The 14,642-nt window shown below is 37.4% G+C and carries 11 protein-coding genes; 9 read left to right on the forward strand and 2 right to left on the reverse strand.

The genetic code is table 11. From position 1 onward, the window contains the following. The first annotated feature begins 2 nt into the window (after nucleotides 1-2). Together DHD80_RS10935 and DHD80_RS10940 are read left to right on the forward strand one after the other, a co-directional pair. Nucleotides 3-1,733, forward strand: a complete 1,731-nt coding sequence (locus DHD80_RS10935; protein ID WP_251741213.1) for a phospho-sugar mutase — start codon at nucleotides 3-5, stop codon at nucleotides 1,731-1,733. Nucleotides 1,734-1,743: 10 nt separating this feature from the next. Then, nucleotides 1,744-3,570 (forward strand): ABC transporter ATP-binding protein, encoded by a 1,827-nt coding sequence (locus tag DHD80_RS10940; RefSeq protein WP_251741214.1) that lies wholly within the window; start codon nucleotides 1,744-1,746, stop codon nucleotides 3,568-3,570. Between the two features lie 10 nt (nucleotides 3,571-3,580). On the opposite strand, the gene DHD80_RS10945 is transcribed toward DHD80_RS10940, so the two are convergent. Continuing rightward, on the reverse strand, nucleotides 3,581-3,901 hold the full coding sequence (locus tag DHD80_RS10945; RefSeq protein ID WP_251741215.1) for a hypothetical protein: 321 nt from the start codon (nucleotides 3,899-3,901) through the stop codon (nucleotides 3,581-3,583). Between the two features lie 393 nt (nucleotides 3,902-4,294). On the opposite strand from DHD80_RS10945, the gene DHD80_RS10950 reads away from it, so the two are divergent. The 3 genes from DHD80_RS10950 to DHD80_RS10960 are packed head-to-tail and all read left to right on the forward strand — an operon-like array spanning nucleotide 4,295 to nucleotide 5,857. Continuing rightward, entirely contained in the window at nucleotides 4,295-4,840 is a 546-nt protein-coding gene (locus tag DHD80_RS10950) for an RNA polymerase sigma factor (protein WP_251741216.1), read from the forward strand. A gap of 33 nt (nucleotides 4,841-4,873) precedes the next feature. After that, nucleotides 4,874-5,401 carry a hypothetical protein gene (locus DHD80_RS10955; RefSeq protein WP_251741217.1) on the forward strand — a complete coding sequence of 176 codons (528 nt, stop codon included), beginning with the start codon at nucleotides 4,874-4,876 and terminating at the stop codon, nucleotides 5,399-5,401. A gap of 3 nt (nucleotides 5,402-5,404) precedes the next feature. Beyond that, nucleotides 5,405-5,857 carry a hypothetical protein gene (locus tag DHD80_RS10960; RefSeq protein ID WP_251741218.1) on the forward strand — a complete coding sequence of 151 codons (453 nt, stop codon included), beginning with the start codon at nucleotides 5,405-5,407 and terminating at the stop codon, nucleotides 5,855-5,857. A 71-nt stretch (nucleotides 5,858-5,928) separates the two neighbouring features. Here DHD80_RS10960 and DHD80_RS10965 read toward each other — a convergent pair whose 3' ends face one another. Next, a complete protein-coding gene (locus DHD80_RS10965) occupies nucleotides 5,929-6,996 on the reverse strand; it encodes an oxidoreductase (protein WP_251741219.1) in 1,068 nt (355 codons plus the stop codon). A gap of 171 nt (nucleotides 6,997-7,167) precedes the next feature. Here DHD80_RS10965 and DHD80_RS10970 point away from each other — a divergent pair, with 171 nt between their 5' ends. The 4 genes from DHD80_RS10970 to DHD80_RS10985 all read left to right on the forward strand — a co-directional run bounded on the left by DHD80_RS10970 (nucleotide 7,168) and on the right by DHD80_RS10985 (nucleotide 14,637). Next, on the forward strand, nucleotides 7,168-8,379 hold the full coding sequence (locus DHD80_RS10970; RefSeq protein ID WP_251741220.1) for a methyltransferase domain-containing protein: 1,212 nt from the start codon (nucleotides 7,168-7,170) through the stop codon (nucleotides 8,377-8,379). 86 nt (nucleotides 8,380-8,465) lie between these two features. Then, a complete protein-coding gene (gene purL, locus DHD80_RS10975) occupies nucleotides 8,466-12,140 on the forward strand; it encodes a phosphoribosylformylglycinamidine synthase (RefSeq protein ID WP_251741221.1) in 3,675 nt (1,224 codons plus the stop codon). A 123-nt stretch (nucleotides 12,141-12,263) separates the two neighbouring features. Then, nucleotides 12,264-14,042, forward strand: a complete 1,779-nt coding sequence (locus DHD80_RS10980) for an AMP-dependent synthetase/ligase (protein WP_251741222.1) — start codon at nucleotides 12,264-12,266, stop codon at nucleotides 14,040-14,042. A 142-nt stretch (nucleotides 14,043-14,184) separates the two neighbouring features. Continuing rightward, nucleotides 14,185-14,637 carry a MarR family transcriptional regulator gene (locus tag DHD80_RS10985; RefSeq protein ID WP_251741223.1) on the forward strand — a complete coding sequence of 151 codons (453 nt, stop codon included), beginning with the start codon at nucleotides 14,185-14,187 and terminating at the stop codon, nucleotides 14,635-14,637. Nucleotides 14,638-14,642: the final 5 nt, after the last annotated feature.

A 14,642-nucleotide genomic window follows, 5' to 3' on the forward strand; every position in this document is an offset into this window, starting at 1 on the left:
TTATGGCAACACATAAACCTGAAATACTTCAGAAAGCTGAAGCATGGCTGCATGAAATTTTTGATGAAGAAACGAGAAATAACGTTAATGAACTAATTTCTAAGCATCCCAAAGAACTTGAAGAAAGTTTTTATAAAGATGCTGAATTTGGAACCGGCGGGATGCGGGGAATCATGGGCGTTGGAACCAACAGGATCAATCGTTATACGCTAGGAAAAAATACTCAGGGATTATCAAATTATATAAAGCAAAGTTTTCCTTCGGAAGAACTTAAAGCAGTCATCGCTTACGATTGCCGAAATAATAGTCAGGAACTGGCAAAAGTAGTCGCTGATGTTTTTTCTGCAAATGGAGTAAAAGTCTTTCTATTTTCAGAACTCCGCCCTACGCCGGAATTAAGCTATGCCTTGCGGGAACTTGGCTGCCAATGTGGAATTGTTTTGACCGCAAGTCACAATCCACCTGAATATAACGGTTATAAAGTTTATTGGAACGACGGCGGGCAGCTTGTGCCGCCGCAGGATTTAGAATTAATCGATATTATTAATAATCTCGATTATCAGGATATCAATTTTAATGCTGATGAATCACTTATTGAAAAAATCGATTCAGAAGTTGACCAGTCATTTATTAAAGCATCGATAAAAAACGGAAGTTTTGATCAAAAAAATGGTGCCCGAAATGATTTAAAGATTGTTTTCACCTCCCTTCACGGTACTTCTATCACCCTGGTACCGGATGTTTTGGAAAAAGCAGGTTTCACGAACGTTAGCATTGTAGAGGAACAACGTGAGCCCAATGGTAATTTCCCAACCGTAGTTTCACCAAATCCTGAAGAGCCAGAGGCTTTGGAAATGGCTTTAAAAATAGCCGATAAGGAAGATGCTGATATAGTGATTGGCACCGATCCCGATTGTGACAGACTTGGGGTTGCGGTTAGGGATTTAAATGGGGAAATGATCCTTTTGAACGGAAATCAAACCATGTTGATCATGACCTGGTTTTTATTGGAAGAATGGAAAAATGCAGGTAAAATAGAAGGAAAGGAATTTATAGCTTCTACCATCGTTTCTACGCCCATGCTTAAAAATATTTCTGAAGCATATGGCGTAGAATATAAAGAAGTACTTACCGGTTTTAAATGGATCGCAAAATTGATCAAAGATCATCCTGAGCTTCAATTCATTGGCGGTGGCGAAGAAAGTTTTGGTTATATGGTTGGTGATTTTGTGAGGGATAAGGATGCGGTGACCGCTACCCTCCTCTCCTGTGAAATTGCGGCAAAGCTTAAATCTGAAAACAGTTCTATCTATCAAAAACTTCTGGAACTTTATGTGGAATATGGTCTTTATAAAGAAGAACTGATCTCATTGGTTAAAAAAGGGATTGAAGGTGAACAGGAAATAAAACAAATGCTCATCGATCTTCGTGAAAATCCCTGGCAGGAAATTGATGGAGAAAAAGTGGTTCTGCTTGAGGATTATAAATCTTCTGTAGCAAAAGATCTTCAAAATCATGAAGAACGGCCAATTGATATTCCCAAGTCGAATGTATTGATCTATTATACCGAAAATGGTACCAAGATCGCAGCCAGGCCAAGTGGAACAGAGCCAAAAATCAAATTTTATATCAGTGTAAATACGAATCTGGAATCTGTAGAAGCATATCAGGAAACTCATCAGCAATTAAGCGATAAGATCTCAAGGATTAAGGAAGATTTAAAGCTGGGCTAACAACTTTTACATGACCTATTTTAGGAAGATACTTCAGTTCGCAATACCTTACAAGCGATTCGCGATCCTGAATATTATTTGCAATATTTTCTATGCAATTTTTAGTACGCTCTCGTTTATTGCGCTAATTCCTGTAATCCAGGTGTTATTTGATAAAACACGACGCGTTGCTATAAAGCCTGTCTGGGATGGAACATTTGCTGAACTCAAAGATTACGGATCTGATTACTTCAATTATTATATTACTGAAAGGGTTAACGAAGATGAAGTTGGCGCTTTAATGCTTATTTGCGGACTCGTTGTCCTTCTATTTTTTCTGAAGAATTTATTCGGTTATTTAAGTTCTTTTTTTCTAACCTTTCTTCGGAATGGTGTGTTGCGGGATCTTCGGGATGCCATGTATCACAAGATTCTAGGCCTTCAGATTGCTTATTTTTCAGAAAAGAAAAAAGGGGATACCATCTCCAGAATTACTGCTGATGTAAATGAAGTTCAAAATTCATTTCTTTCCATTCTGGAATTGATTGTACGGGAGCCGCTTACGATTATTTTCACTGTTATCGCCATGTTAACGATGAGTGTAGAGCTCACGGTTTTTGTTTTCGTTTTCCTACCAATTTCTGGCTTTATCATTTCTGTTATCGGGAAACAACTTAAGAAGAAATCTAATTTGGCCCAGGAAGAAAATGGCCATTTTCTTACCATTGTAGAAGAAACCCTTTCCAGTTTAAAGATTATTAAAGGTTTTAATGCCGAAGAAAAATTTTATGCGAGATTTCAGGAATCCACGAATAGGTTAAAAAACATTTTGAACAGTCTGGTAAACCGTCAAAACCTTGCTTCCCCCACCAGTGAATTTCTTGGCATTTTTGTAATTGTAATTATCTTATGGTACGGCGGACATATGGTTTTGGTTGAAGGCACTTTAAATCCTGAAACTTTTATCGCTTTTATGGCTTTGGCCTATAATATTTTGACTCCGGCCAAACAAATTTCCAAAGCCAGTTATAGCATCAAAAAAGGGAATGCCGCTGCGGAAAGAATACTCTCCATTCTGGAAACTGAGCCAACGATTATAGATCAACCCAATGCGGAAGAAAAAGAAAGTTTTGAAGAAAAAATTGAAATCGAAAATATCAACTTTAAATATGAGGATGAAAATGTGCTTAAAAACTTTAGCATAAATGTTCCAAAAGGAAACACGGTTGCTTTGGTGGGTCAATCGGGTTCTGGAAAATCTACTATTGCCAATTTAATCACACGTTTCTATGATGTAAATGAAGGGTTCATCAAAATTGACGGAAAGGATATTAGGGATATTAAGAAGAAGTCCCTTCGAAATTTAATGGGACTGGTAACCCAGGATTCTATTCTCTTCAATGACACGGTACGAAATAATATTGCTCTTGGAAAGACAGATGCTACTGAAGAAGAAATTATTGAAGCTTTAAAAATTGCTAATGCCTGGGAGTTTGTAAAAGATCTACCCAAACAGTTGGAAACCAATATTGGTGACAGCGGGAATAAATTAAGCGGTGGCCAGAAACAGCGATTATCGATCGCCCGGGCGGTACTTAAAAACCCGCCAATTATGATCCTGGACGAAGCAACTTCAGCTTTAGATACAGAAAGTGAAAAGCTCGTACAGAAAGCCCTGGAAAACATGATGCGTAACCGTACATCCATTGTTATCGCGCATAGGCTCTCCACAATTCAAAATGCAGACAATATTATAGTAATGCAAAAAGGAGAAATTGTGGAACAGGGCAGGCATGCAGAATTACTGGCAAAAGATGGTACCTACAGGAAACTGGTTGAAATGCAGTCTTTTGAATAAGCCGGACAGGCTAAGTTTTTTTTAATTCCTCGCTACGCAGGGCCTCCTGATAGTCGGCTTTTATCGAAGCAAAACTACCGAAGAATTTTTTACCATCGGCCCGCTCCAGAACTACTGTGATATTATTTTTTTTGGATCGAACCGCAGTGACCACTACAGATTTCCCAATTAATTGATCATAATTTAAGCGGCCATATTTTTTGATGATAAAATTAGCCTGCGGAAGATCCAGATGTCGGTAACCAAATTGCATAGAATTACCTATGGTTAATTCGTCTCCTATTTTAGGAACGCTTTGCTCCTGGGCTTCAGACGAAAAACACATTATCATTAAAAAAGAAAAAAATTGTAATATTCTCATAACTAACTTAAATAATTATAAATATCGCAAATTTTGACAAATAAAAAAATGGATGATAGTAGGTATCATCCATTTTTTAGTGAAACAATTTACATTTTGGGGCAAACGTAAATTATAAAGATTCAAAAAATTAAGTTTGGGGCAAAAAAAGATTAAATCCTTATTTCTCTGGTAAAGATAAGTCAAAAATTGAATTAACAAAATTATTTATGCTTTTTATCTGTTTTTTATCCTTTTTATCGGATAAATAAAATATTTTGTAATATTTTTCCTTCATGCAAGTTCAATTGAATTAAATTTTATTCGTTTCCGCTTTTAATTACCTTTATCCCATTCATCAATCATGTTTTTACCATAGGAAGTTTGAGTGCAACTGAAAACTTATTTGTTCTTCGATTAAAAGATAAGTCTACTTCCCAGGAAGCCTTCCGGGAGTTGATTGGTATCTACAAGGAGCGTTTGTACTGGCATATTCGAAATATGGTTAAAAACCATGAAGATGCAGATGATGTGCTTCAAAATACATTTATCAAAGTATACAGGAATATCGATAAATTTAAAGGTGACAGTAAATTATATAGCTGGATGTATAGAATCGCCACCAATGAATCTATTACCTTTTTAAATAAAAAAGCGCGACTGTTTCAAATTACATCAGAAGAGCTTCAGGATCAAATTATTAATAATCTAGAGTCTGATGTTTATTTTGAAGGCGACGAAATACAGCTAAAATTGCAAAAGGCGATCGCCACATTACCTGCAAGGCAACAACAGGTTTTCAATATGAAATATTTTCAGGAATTAAAATATCGGGAAATGGCAGAGATTTTGGATACGAGTGAAGGTGCTTTAAAAGCATCTTATCATATCGCTGCCAAGAAAATAGAAGAATACTTAATCACTAATTAAACCTTTTACGGAAAATAGAGTCAAAATATTGTAATGAAAGAGAATAAAAACATATGGCCAGATAAGTCGGGATTTAATATCCCTACAGATTATTTTGCAAATATGGAAGAGCAAATCCTTTCAAAAATTTCTGAAGAAAATTATATTATCACGGAAAAAAATGAATCTGGCTTCAAGGTTCCCGAGGCCTATTTTGACAATATCGAGGATTCTATTTTGCAAAAAATAGGATCGCCAATTCAAGTTGATAATCAGAAAAACGAATATTTATATATGGCTGCGGCTATTGCCGCAGTGGTGCTACTTTATTTTGGCATCAATATTGAAAAGTCCAGTACGAGTTTAATAACCTGGGATTCAGTAGAACTTTCTGCAATTGAAAATTATATCGATGAGGGTTATGATATGGGATATATCGATTTGAATACACCTGAATATTCCGAATTTTTAGATGTTAACAATATTTTAGTTACAGATGAAGATTTCAAAGAGGTGAACGAAGATGTCGCTTTAGATTATATAGAGGGAAATCTTGATAATTCTGATTTCATTTTAGAATAGCATATGAAAAAAACAGTTTTAATATTATTTATTTTCGCACTAATGCCTACCGTGAACGCGCAGGACAAAGACCGTGAAGCACAGTGGGAAAGGATAAAAGCACTTAAAGTAGCATTTTTCACCCAGGAACTTAATTTGACCGAAAAGGTGGCGGAAAAATTCTGGCCGGTTTATAATGCCTATGAAAAGAAACGTTATGAATTGCATGAACGTGAACGTATAGACCCCGAAAAAGTTGAATGCATTAACGAAGCTGAAGCCAATGACCTTCTAGATGAATTTTTGACTGTAGAAAGCGAAGAATATAAATTAAAAAAACAGTTTTTTAAGGATATGAAAGCGATCATTTCTTCTAAAGATATTATCAAACTGCAAAAGCTTGAGGATGACTTTCATAAAAAATTAATTAAAGAGTATAGAAGCAAAAAAGGAAATAGAAATTCTAGTAGTAACTAGTTATTTATTCAAATTTAGTTTTTGGTTGGTTAGTTAAATAAACCGTTTAGAAAATCTAAGCGGTTTATTTTTTATCTAAATCTTATTCTGGCTATTCTCCCCTTCCCTGCCGCATAGGCTGTAGAATCATTCAAAAACCGCATCGTGTAAAATCCTTCATCGCTCATATGTTGCCAGGATTTACCAGCATCCCTGCTATATTCTATTCCAGTAAAACCGGTGGCAATTAAATGTTTTCCACTGGAATTTGGCACATATCGTATACTGCTTTTATAACCCGGATTAATACTATCTGCGACTAATTGCCAGGTTTTTCCCCCATCACTGGTTATAGACTTGTTTGCAATATTTCCGTTGGGTTTTGTATAGTCCCCGCCAATAATAAAACCGTTTTTATCATCATAAAAATCTAAACTATACCCGCCCTGTGTGGGTTCCCCCTGCAAAATAGGAGTATCAAAAACTTCCCAGCTCTTGCCTTTATCTTCCGTATAAAAAATCCTTGACTTCACTCCGCCGGTCAGGACCCACGCTTTATTACCTTTAATTGCGATATTTGAATTACTCGCGGCAAAGGCTGCCTCGCCTTCTGCAGCTTCCGGTAAATTTTCACAGGCAATTTTATTCCATGATTTGCCACCATCACGGGTAATGATGATAGAAATGCAAGTTTCAGTAGGATCACCTATAGCAATTCCTTCTTTATCATTCCAAAAAGCAATAGCATCATAAAAGGCTTTTTCATCATTTTCCTGATAAACCAGTTCCATATTTCCATTATCCCCGGTTTTATATAAAAGTGCAGGACTTCCCACGCTTAGCATAAAAAAATCATTTGCAGTAGAAGCTACTGCTCTAAATTCAGGTGAAAATTCTTCAAATTTTTGGGTATTTATTTTCCAGGTATTATTTGCAGCATTATATAATCCATAAGTTCCATTATTGGCTGCAAAAGCTACATTATTTCCAATGATTTCAATTGCCCGCACGCTTAAAGAATCCATCTCCAGGATAGGTTCAATTTCTATAGTGGAATATTCAGCAACCTGTTTTAGTTCTTCATCAATCACATCAATCTCCTTCTTTTCTTTTTTACAGGAAGAAATGATCAGAAGCACCAAAATCAATACTTTTTTCATATGTAGATATTAATTGTTTTTAATGGTCTTCCCAGCATCAGGAGCAATTTGCAAATTTTTAACGACGTTCATTTCATATTCCTGTTCAGGCAACTCTCATAACTTGAATTTGAATCAAATATAAATTAATCCCGTACAAAAAACCTTAACTTTGCGGCTTTAAAGAACAATATGCGCTTACATAGAAATCTCGTTTTTGCCAGTATCGATGCTTTAGCTGAAATTTTTAACGATGGAAAATATGCCGATAAGACTATTCAAAAAACCTTAAAGCGGGATAAAAGATGGGGCTCGCGAGACCGAAGTTTTGTTGCTGAAACGATTTATGATATTGTTCGATGGAAAAGACTTTATGCTGAAATTGCTGAAGTAAAGCAACCTTTTTCCAGAGAAGACCTATTTAGGCTTTTCGCGGTATGGTGCGTTCTTCGCGGAGTGAAATTACCGGACTGGCCTCAATTAGAAAAAACGCCGGAACGACGTATAAAAGGCCGTTTTGATGAATTGAGCAAGATTAGGAAATATCGGGAATCTATTCCAGACTGGATGGATGAAGTTGGTGTTAAGGAATTGGGGGAAAAAGTCTGGACCAAAGAGATACATGCTTTGAATGAACAGGCTCCGGTTGTAATTAGGACCAATAAACTCAAAACCGATCCAAAATCTTTAGCTGATATTTTAAGGGAAGAAGGGATTGAAACTTCAAATCTTAATAATTACCCCGAAGCTCTTGAATTAAAAGAACGTTCCAATATTTTTAGAACAAAAGCATTTCAGGATGGTTTGTTTGAGGTTCAAGATGCTTCTTCACAACGTGTCGCCGAGCTTTTAGACGTACAACCCGGGATGCGGGTCGTGGACACCTGTGCCGGTGCCGGGGGAAAAGCGCTTCACCTGGCGGCTTTGATGGACAATAAAGGGCAAATTATCGCGCTGGATATTTATGGCAATAAGCTTAAAGAATTAAAGCGACGGGCAAAAAGGGCCGGGGCACATAACATTGAAACCAGGGAGATCGACTCCACGAAGGTGATCAAAAAACTTTATAATTCCGCAGATCGTGTTTTGATCGACGCGCCATGTAGCGGATTGGGAGTTTTAAGTAGAAATCCTGATGCAAAATGGAAACTTCAACCAGAATTTTTAGATAGCATTCGAAAGGAACAGGCTGAAATTCTTGAAAAATACTCCAAAATTTTGAAGTCTAAAGGAAAAATGGTCTACGCGACCTGTTCCATCCTTCCTTCAGAAAATCAACAGCAGGTACAAAAATTTTTAAAAACCGGTGAAGGCGCTAATTTCACATTACTTAAGGAGAAAACTATTCTTTCCAGTGAATCTGGATATGATGGTTTTTACATGGCTTTACTGGAGAAAAAATAGCCGCGAATTAGTGCAAAGGTGCTACCCGTTTTTCAGTTAAAAAATTATAAATTTGTTGCTTTCTTAAACAACACAAACACATCATAATGATCCTTTTCTTCGGAAACCAAACCATGAAAGTTTTTGCAGTGGAAACGCACTCACAACTTTCAGCCCAGGAAATTTCCAAATTAAACTGGCTTTTCGGAAACACTCAACAAATATATAAATCTGCCCTGGCAGATTTTTTTGTTGGTCCGCGTGCCGCCATGATCACTCCCTGGAGTACAAATGCTGTGGAGATCACTCAAAATATGGGAATTCACGGTATTATAAGGATCGAGGAATTTATGCGGGTAGACGAGCATTTTCACGATTACGATTCCATGCTCTCTCAGAAATACAAAACTTTGGATCAGGAGATTTTTGATATTCATGTTCATCCTGAATCTATTATTGAAGTTGATAATATCACAACTTACAATGCTGAAGAAGGCCTTGCCTTAAATGCTGAAGAGATTCAATATCTCGAAGAGCTTTCTGAAAAATTAGGCAGGAAACTAACTGACTCCGAAGTGTTCGGGTTTTCCCAGGTAAATTCTGAACATTGTCGCCATAAAATTTTCAATGGAACCTTTGTGATCGATGGGGAAGAAAAGCCGGTTTCATTATTTAAGTTGATTAGGAAAACTTCAGAAGAAAACCCGAATGATATAGTTTCTGCTTATAAAGATAATGTTGCTTTTGTAAAAGGTCCACGAGTCCAACAATTTGCTCCTAAGTCTCCGGATGTGCCTGATTTTTACGAAAATCAAGATTTCGATTCGGTGATTTCTTTAAAAGCTGAAACCCATAATTTTCCCACTACGGTAGAACCTTTTAACGGAGCAGCGACCGGGAGCGGTGGTGAGATTCGGGACAGGCTTGCCGGTGGAAAAGGTTCACTTCCATTAGCTGGGACTGCAGTATATATGACATCTTATTCTCGTCTCGAGAAAGATAGAAAATGGGAAGAAGGGATGGCAGAAAGAAATTGGCTGTACCAAACCCCCATAGATATTTTGATTAAAGCTTCCAATGGTGCTTCAGATTTTGGAAATAAATTTGGCCAGCCTTTAATCGCCGGGTCTGTGCTCACTTTTGAACATACTGAACATGATCGCAAACTGGGGTTTGATAAAGTGATTATGATGGCCGGTGGGATTGGATATGGCAAAGCGGATCAAGCCTTAAAAGATACCCCTGAAAAAGGTGATAAAATTGTAGTTCTTGGTGGGGAAAACTATAGGATTGGTATGGGCGGTGCAGCGGTTTCTTCAGCAGATACCGGTGAATTAAGTAGCGGGATTGAATTAAACGCGATCCAGCGATCAAATCCTGAAATGCAAAAACGGGCAGCCAATGCCATTCGGGGAATGATTGAAAGCGACGAAAACACCATCGTTTCCATTCATGACCATGGTGCAGGCGGCCATTTAAACTGTCTTAGTGAATTAGTGGAGGAAAAAGGCGGTAAAATTGATCTGGATGCCTTACCGGTTGGGGATCCTACCCTTTCATCAAAAGAAATTATAGGTAATGAATCCCAGGAACGAATGGGATTGGTAATAAGCCCAGAAGATATCCCGAAATTAAAACGTATTGCAGATAGGGAACGCTCGCCAATGTATGAAGTTGGCGATGTAACCGGAGATCATCGCTTTACCTTTGAAGGGAAAAAATCGGGAAAAAAACCCATGGATCTGGAACTTGCCGATATGTTTGGAAGTTCTCCCAAAACGATCATGAATGATGTTAGCATTACCCGGGATTATTCTAATCCTGAATACAACGCTAAAAATCTTCAGGATTATTTAAAACAGGTTTTACAATTGGAAGCAGTTGCCTGTAAAGACTGGTTGACCAACAAAGTTGACCGCTGTGTAACCGGAAGGGTTGCTAAACAGCAAACTGCCGGTCCGCTACAATTACCCCTGAACAACGTTGGGGTGATGGCTCTGGATTATAAGGGAAAGAATGGTGTGGCAACTTCTATAGGCCACTCCCCTATTTCCGGTTTAGTAGATCCGGTAGCTGGTTCAAAAAATTCTATTGCAGAATCATTGTCGAATATTATTTGGGCACCTTTAGAAAAAGGTCTAAAATCTATATCACTATCTGCAAACTGGATGTGGCCATGTAATAACGAAGGTGAGGATGCCAGACTATATGAAGCAGTAAAAGCAGTTTCTGAATTTTCTATTTCTCTGGGGATAAATGTGCCTACCGGAAAGGATTCACTTTCCATGAAGCAAAAATATAAAGATGGTGAGGTGCTTTCACCCGGAACGGTAATAATTTCAGCGGCTGGTCATTGCGATGATATTTCTAAAGTGGTTGAACCCGTATTAAAGAAAAACGGTGGCGACATTTATTATATCAATCTTTCCCAGGATAATTTTAAAATTGGGGGATCTTCTTTCGCACAGATTTTAAATAAAGTTGGAAATGAAGTCCCGTCAATTAAAAATGATGAATTCTTTAAAAATGCTTTTGATACAGTTCAGGAATTAATTCGAAAAGAATTAATAGTTGCCGGGCATGATATCGCTTCTGGCGGATTCATTACCACGCTATTGGAAATGTGTTTTGCCGATAATAATCTTGGGGCAAATCTGGATCTTTCAGCCTTGGGTGAAAGTGACATTATAAAATTATTATTCAATGAAAACTGCGGAATCGTTTTTCAGGCAAAGGATGGTTCAATTGAATCTATTCTGAAAGAAAAGAAGATTGAATTTTTCAACATTGGAAAAGTTACTGAAAGTGATATACTTTCCATAAAAAATAATTCCGAAGAATTTAGTTTCGATATCAGGGAATTAAGGGATACCTGGTATAAAACTTCTTTCCTGCTTGATAAAAAACAAAGCGGAATAGATAAAGCAACCGAGCGTTTTCATAATTATAAAGAACAACCGCTCGAATTCAAATTTCCGGAGCATTTTACCGGTAAACTCCCTGTCATTTCGAATGCAAATGAGAAATCTCAACCCAAGATAAAGGCAGCGATCATTCGGGAAAAAGGATCAAATTCAGAGAGGGAAATGGCCAGGGCCATGCACTTAGCCGGTTTTGATGTAAAAGATGTTCATATGACCGATCTTATTTCAGGTCGTGAGGATTTGGAAGATATCAGGTTTATCGCGGCGGTTGGAGGATTCTCTAACTCAGATGTTTTGGGAAGTGCCAAAGGTTGGGCTGGAGCATTTCTTTACAATGAAAAAGCAAAAAAGGCCCTGGATACATTTTTTCAACGAGAAGATACGCTATCCCTGGGTGTTTGTAATGGCTGCCAGTTATTTATAGAATTAGGCCTGATTAATCCAGATCATGAACAGAAGCCAAAAATGCTTTATAATGAATCCCATAAATTCGAGTGTAATTTTACTTCCGTAGAAATTCAGGAGAATAATTCGGTAATGCTATCAACACTTGCTGGTTCCAAATTGGGTATTTGGGCAGCCCACGGTGAAGGGAAATTTAGTTTTCCATATGAAGAAGAAAAATATAAGATCGTTGGAAAATATGGATATGAAGGTTATCCTGCCAATCCTAACGGATCTCATTTTAATACCGCAATTTTAACTGATGATTCCGGCAGGCATTTGGTGATGATGCCGCATTTGGAACGTTCTACCTTCCAGTGGAACTGGGCTCATTATCCTGAAAATAGGAAAGATGAAGTTTCCCCTTGGTTAGAAGGATTTGTAAATGCCAGAAAATGGCTTGAAAAGAAATAATTCCCTCTAATTTTCTAAAATAGTTGAAGGGATGCTAATAACATCCCTTCTTTTTTGAATTATCCATTTGAAGTAGCCCGCTTTTTTGCTATTTTGCAAGGTATATGCAAACCGGCTACCACAATGAACGATATTAAAAGACTTTTCGATTTTCCCTATTATCAGCTTAAAAATTTTCCTTTAGATAAAGCTTTCGGAACTAAATATAATGGTGTATGGAAAACAATTTCTACCCAGGAATATATAGATCAGGCAAATACAATCAGCCGGGGGCTCTTAAATTTGGGGGTGCAACCCAATGATAAGATCGCGATTATTTCATCATCCAATAGAACTGAATGGAGTATCATGGATATTGGGATCATGCAGTTGGGGGCTCAAAATGTGCCAATTTATCCTACCATTTCTGAAGAAGATTATGAATATGTACTTTCTCATAGCGGGGCGATTTATTGTTTTGTTTCAGATAAGGAAGTATTGGAAAAAGTCAACAAAATAAAGGCGAACACGCAAATGAAGGAAGTGTATTCTTTTGACGAAATACCAGGTTGCAAGAACTGGAAAGAAATTTTGGAGAGTGGAGAAAATAAGTCTAATCAGGCTGAAGTAGATGGTCTAAAAGAAAAGGTAACCAAAGACGATGTTGCTACCATAATATATACTTCAGGAACTACGGGAAGACCAAAAGGGGTGATGCTCTCCCATAATAATATTGTAAGCAATGTTTTAGGAAGTGCTCCCCGGGTTCCTTTTGAGACCGGAACCTATGTGGCACTAAGCTTCTTACCGGTTTGCCACATTTTCGAAAGAATGATCCTTTATTTATACCAATATTATTCTGTATCGGTATATTTTGCTGAATCCATTGAGAGTATCAGCGAAAATCTGAAGGAAGTAAAACCACATGTGATCACTGCTGTTCCTCGTCTCCTGGAAAAAGTATATGAAAAAATTATCGTTAAAGGAACTGCTCTGGAGGGAATAAAAAAGAACTTATTCTTTTGGGCGGTAGAATTGGGCCTAGAATACGAACCCTATGGAGCAAATGGTTTTTGGTATGAATTTAAGCTGAAAATTGCCAGGAAAATTATTTTTTCAAAATGGAAGGAAGGACTTGGTGGTAATATTGAATTGATCGTTTCTGGTAGTGCCGCTTTACAACCAAGGCTTGCCCGGGTTTTTGCCGCTGCTGAAATTCCGGTTATGGAAGGTTATGGGTTAACGGAAACTTCCCCCGTTATCGCGGTGAACGACGAACGCGAAGGAGGATTCAAAATTGGCACTGTAGGCCGTGTTCTGGACAATGTGGAAGTTAAAATTGCTGATGACGGTGAAATTCTGGCCAAAGGTCCCAACATTATGAAAGGATATTATAAAGATGAAGATAAGACAAATGAAGTGATAGATGCCGAAGGTTTTTTCCATACCGGCGATATTGGTGAGCTGGATAGTGATAACTTTCTTAAGATTACCGATCGTAAAAAGGAAATGTTCAAAACATCAGGAGGAAAATATGTGGCACCCCAGTTGCTGGAAAATACGATGAAGCAGTCTCGATTTATTGAACAAATCATGGTGGTAGGTGATGGCGAAAAAATGCCCGCGGCATTAATTCAGCCTAATTTTGATTTTATTAAAGACTGGGCCAGGAAGAAAAAGATTGATCTGGGAGATGATTCTACAAAATCTATTGCCGAAAATAATATGGTTAAAGAGCGTATTCAGCAAGATATTGATTTTTACAACGAAAAATTTGGAAAATGGGAGCGGGTAAAAACCTTTGAACTCACTCCCGAAGTCTGGTCTGTAGAAGAAAATCACCTTACCCCTACCATGAAATTAAAACGCAGAAATATTCGGGAACGATATAAAGAATTATATGAAAAGCTCTACGCACGTTAATAGAGAATTACTTTAATTTTTGAAAGACTCTCCTTTTTCAGGGGAGTTTTTGATTTAGTTGTAAATAATCTTCCCAAAATAATATAAAACATAAAATTTTATTATGCATGCATAATATTTTTTTCTAACTTTGATGAACCTTATGAAGGAAAAGACTATTGATTATGTTTTACGGGCCACCTGGATGGCGGTTTCCAAAATGTACAATGAAGAAGCCGGAAAAGCCGGAAGTACTATGGCGACAGGTTTCGCATTGTTAAGCATTGATCCTGAAGAAGGTACGCCTTCAACCTCATTGGGTCCAAAAATGGGAATGGAAGCGACCAGTTTATCCAGGATCCTAAAAACAATGGAAGAAAAAGGTCTAATCATCCGTAAGAAGAACCCAAAGGATGGCAGAAGTGTTCTAATCTATTTAACCGATTTTGGAAAGGAGATGAGGGATTATTCAAAACGGGTGGTGCTAAGGTTCGACGAGGCAGTGAAAGAATCGGTTTCAGAAAAAGACCTAAAAACCTTTAATGATGTTGCTAATACTATTTTAGCATTAATAAGCGAAAAGAAAATCTACACTGAAGAAATCAGTATTAAATAATTAAA

Origin of the sequence: Gramella sp. AN32 (assembly GCF_023718305.1) — a bacterium.
Taxonomy (GTDB): domain Bacteria; phylum Bacteroidota; class Bacteroidia; order Flavobacteriales; family Flavobacteriaceae; genus Christiangramia; species Christiangramia antarctica.

Coding starts and splice junctions, on each gene's coding strand:
- DHD80_RS10935 (WP_251741213.1), top strand. CDS start 3: ATGGCAACACATAAACCTGAAATACTTCAGAAAGCTGAAGCATGGCTG.
- DHD80_RS10940 (WP_251741214.1), top strand. CDS start 1,744: ATGACCTATTTTAGGAAGATACTTCAGTTCGCAATACCTTACAAGCGA.
- DHD80_RS10945 (WP_251741215.1), bottom strand. CDS start 3,901: ATGATAATGTGTTTTTCGTCTGAAGCCCAGGAGCAAAGCGTTCCTAAA.
- DHD80_RS10955 (WP_251741217.1), top strand. CDS start 4,874: ATGAAAGAGAATAAAAACATATGGCCAGATAAGTCGGGATTTAATATC.
- DHD80_RS10960 (WP_251741218.1), top strand. CDS start 5,405: ATGAAAAAAACAGTTTTAATATTATTTATTTTCGCACTAATGCCTACC.
- DHD80_RS10965 (WP_251741219.1), bottom strand. CDS start 6,996: ATGAAAAAAGTATTGATTTTGGTGCTTCTGATCATTTCTTCCTGTAAA.
- DHD80_RS10970 (WP_251741220.1), top strand. CDS start 7,168: ATGCGCTTACATAGAAATCTCGTTTTTGCCAGTATCGATGCTTTAGCT.
- purL (WP_251741221.1), top strand. CDS start 8,466: ATGATCCTTTTCTTCGGAAACCAAACCATGAAAGTTTTTGCAGTGGAA.
- DHD80_RS10980 (WP_251741222.1), top strand. CDS start 12,264: ATGAACGATATTAAAAGACTTTTCGATTTTCCCTATTATCAGCTTAAA.
- DHD80_RS10985 (WP_251741223.1), top strand. CDS start 14,185: ATGAAGGAAAAGACTATTGATTATGTTTTACGGGCCACCTGGATGGCG.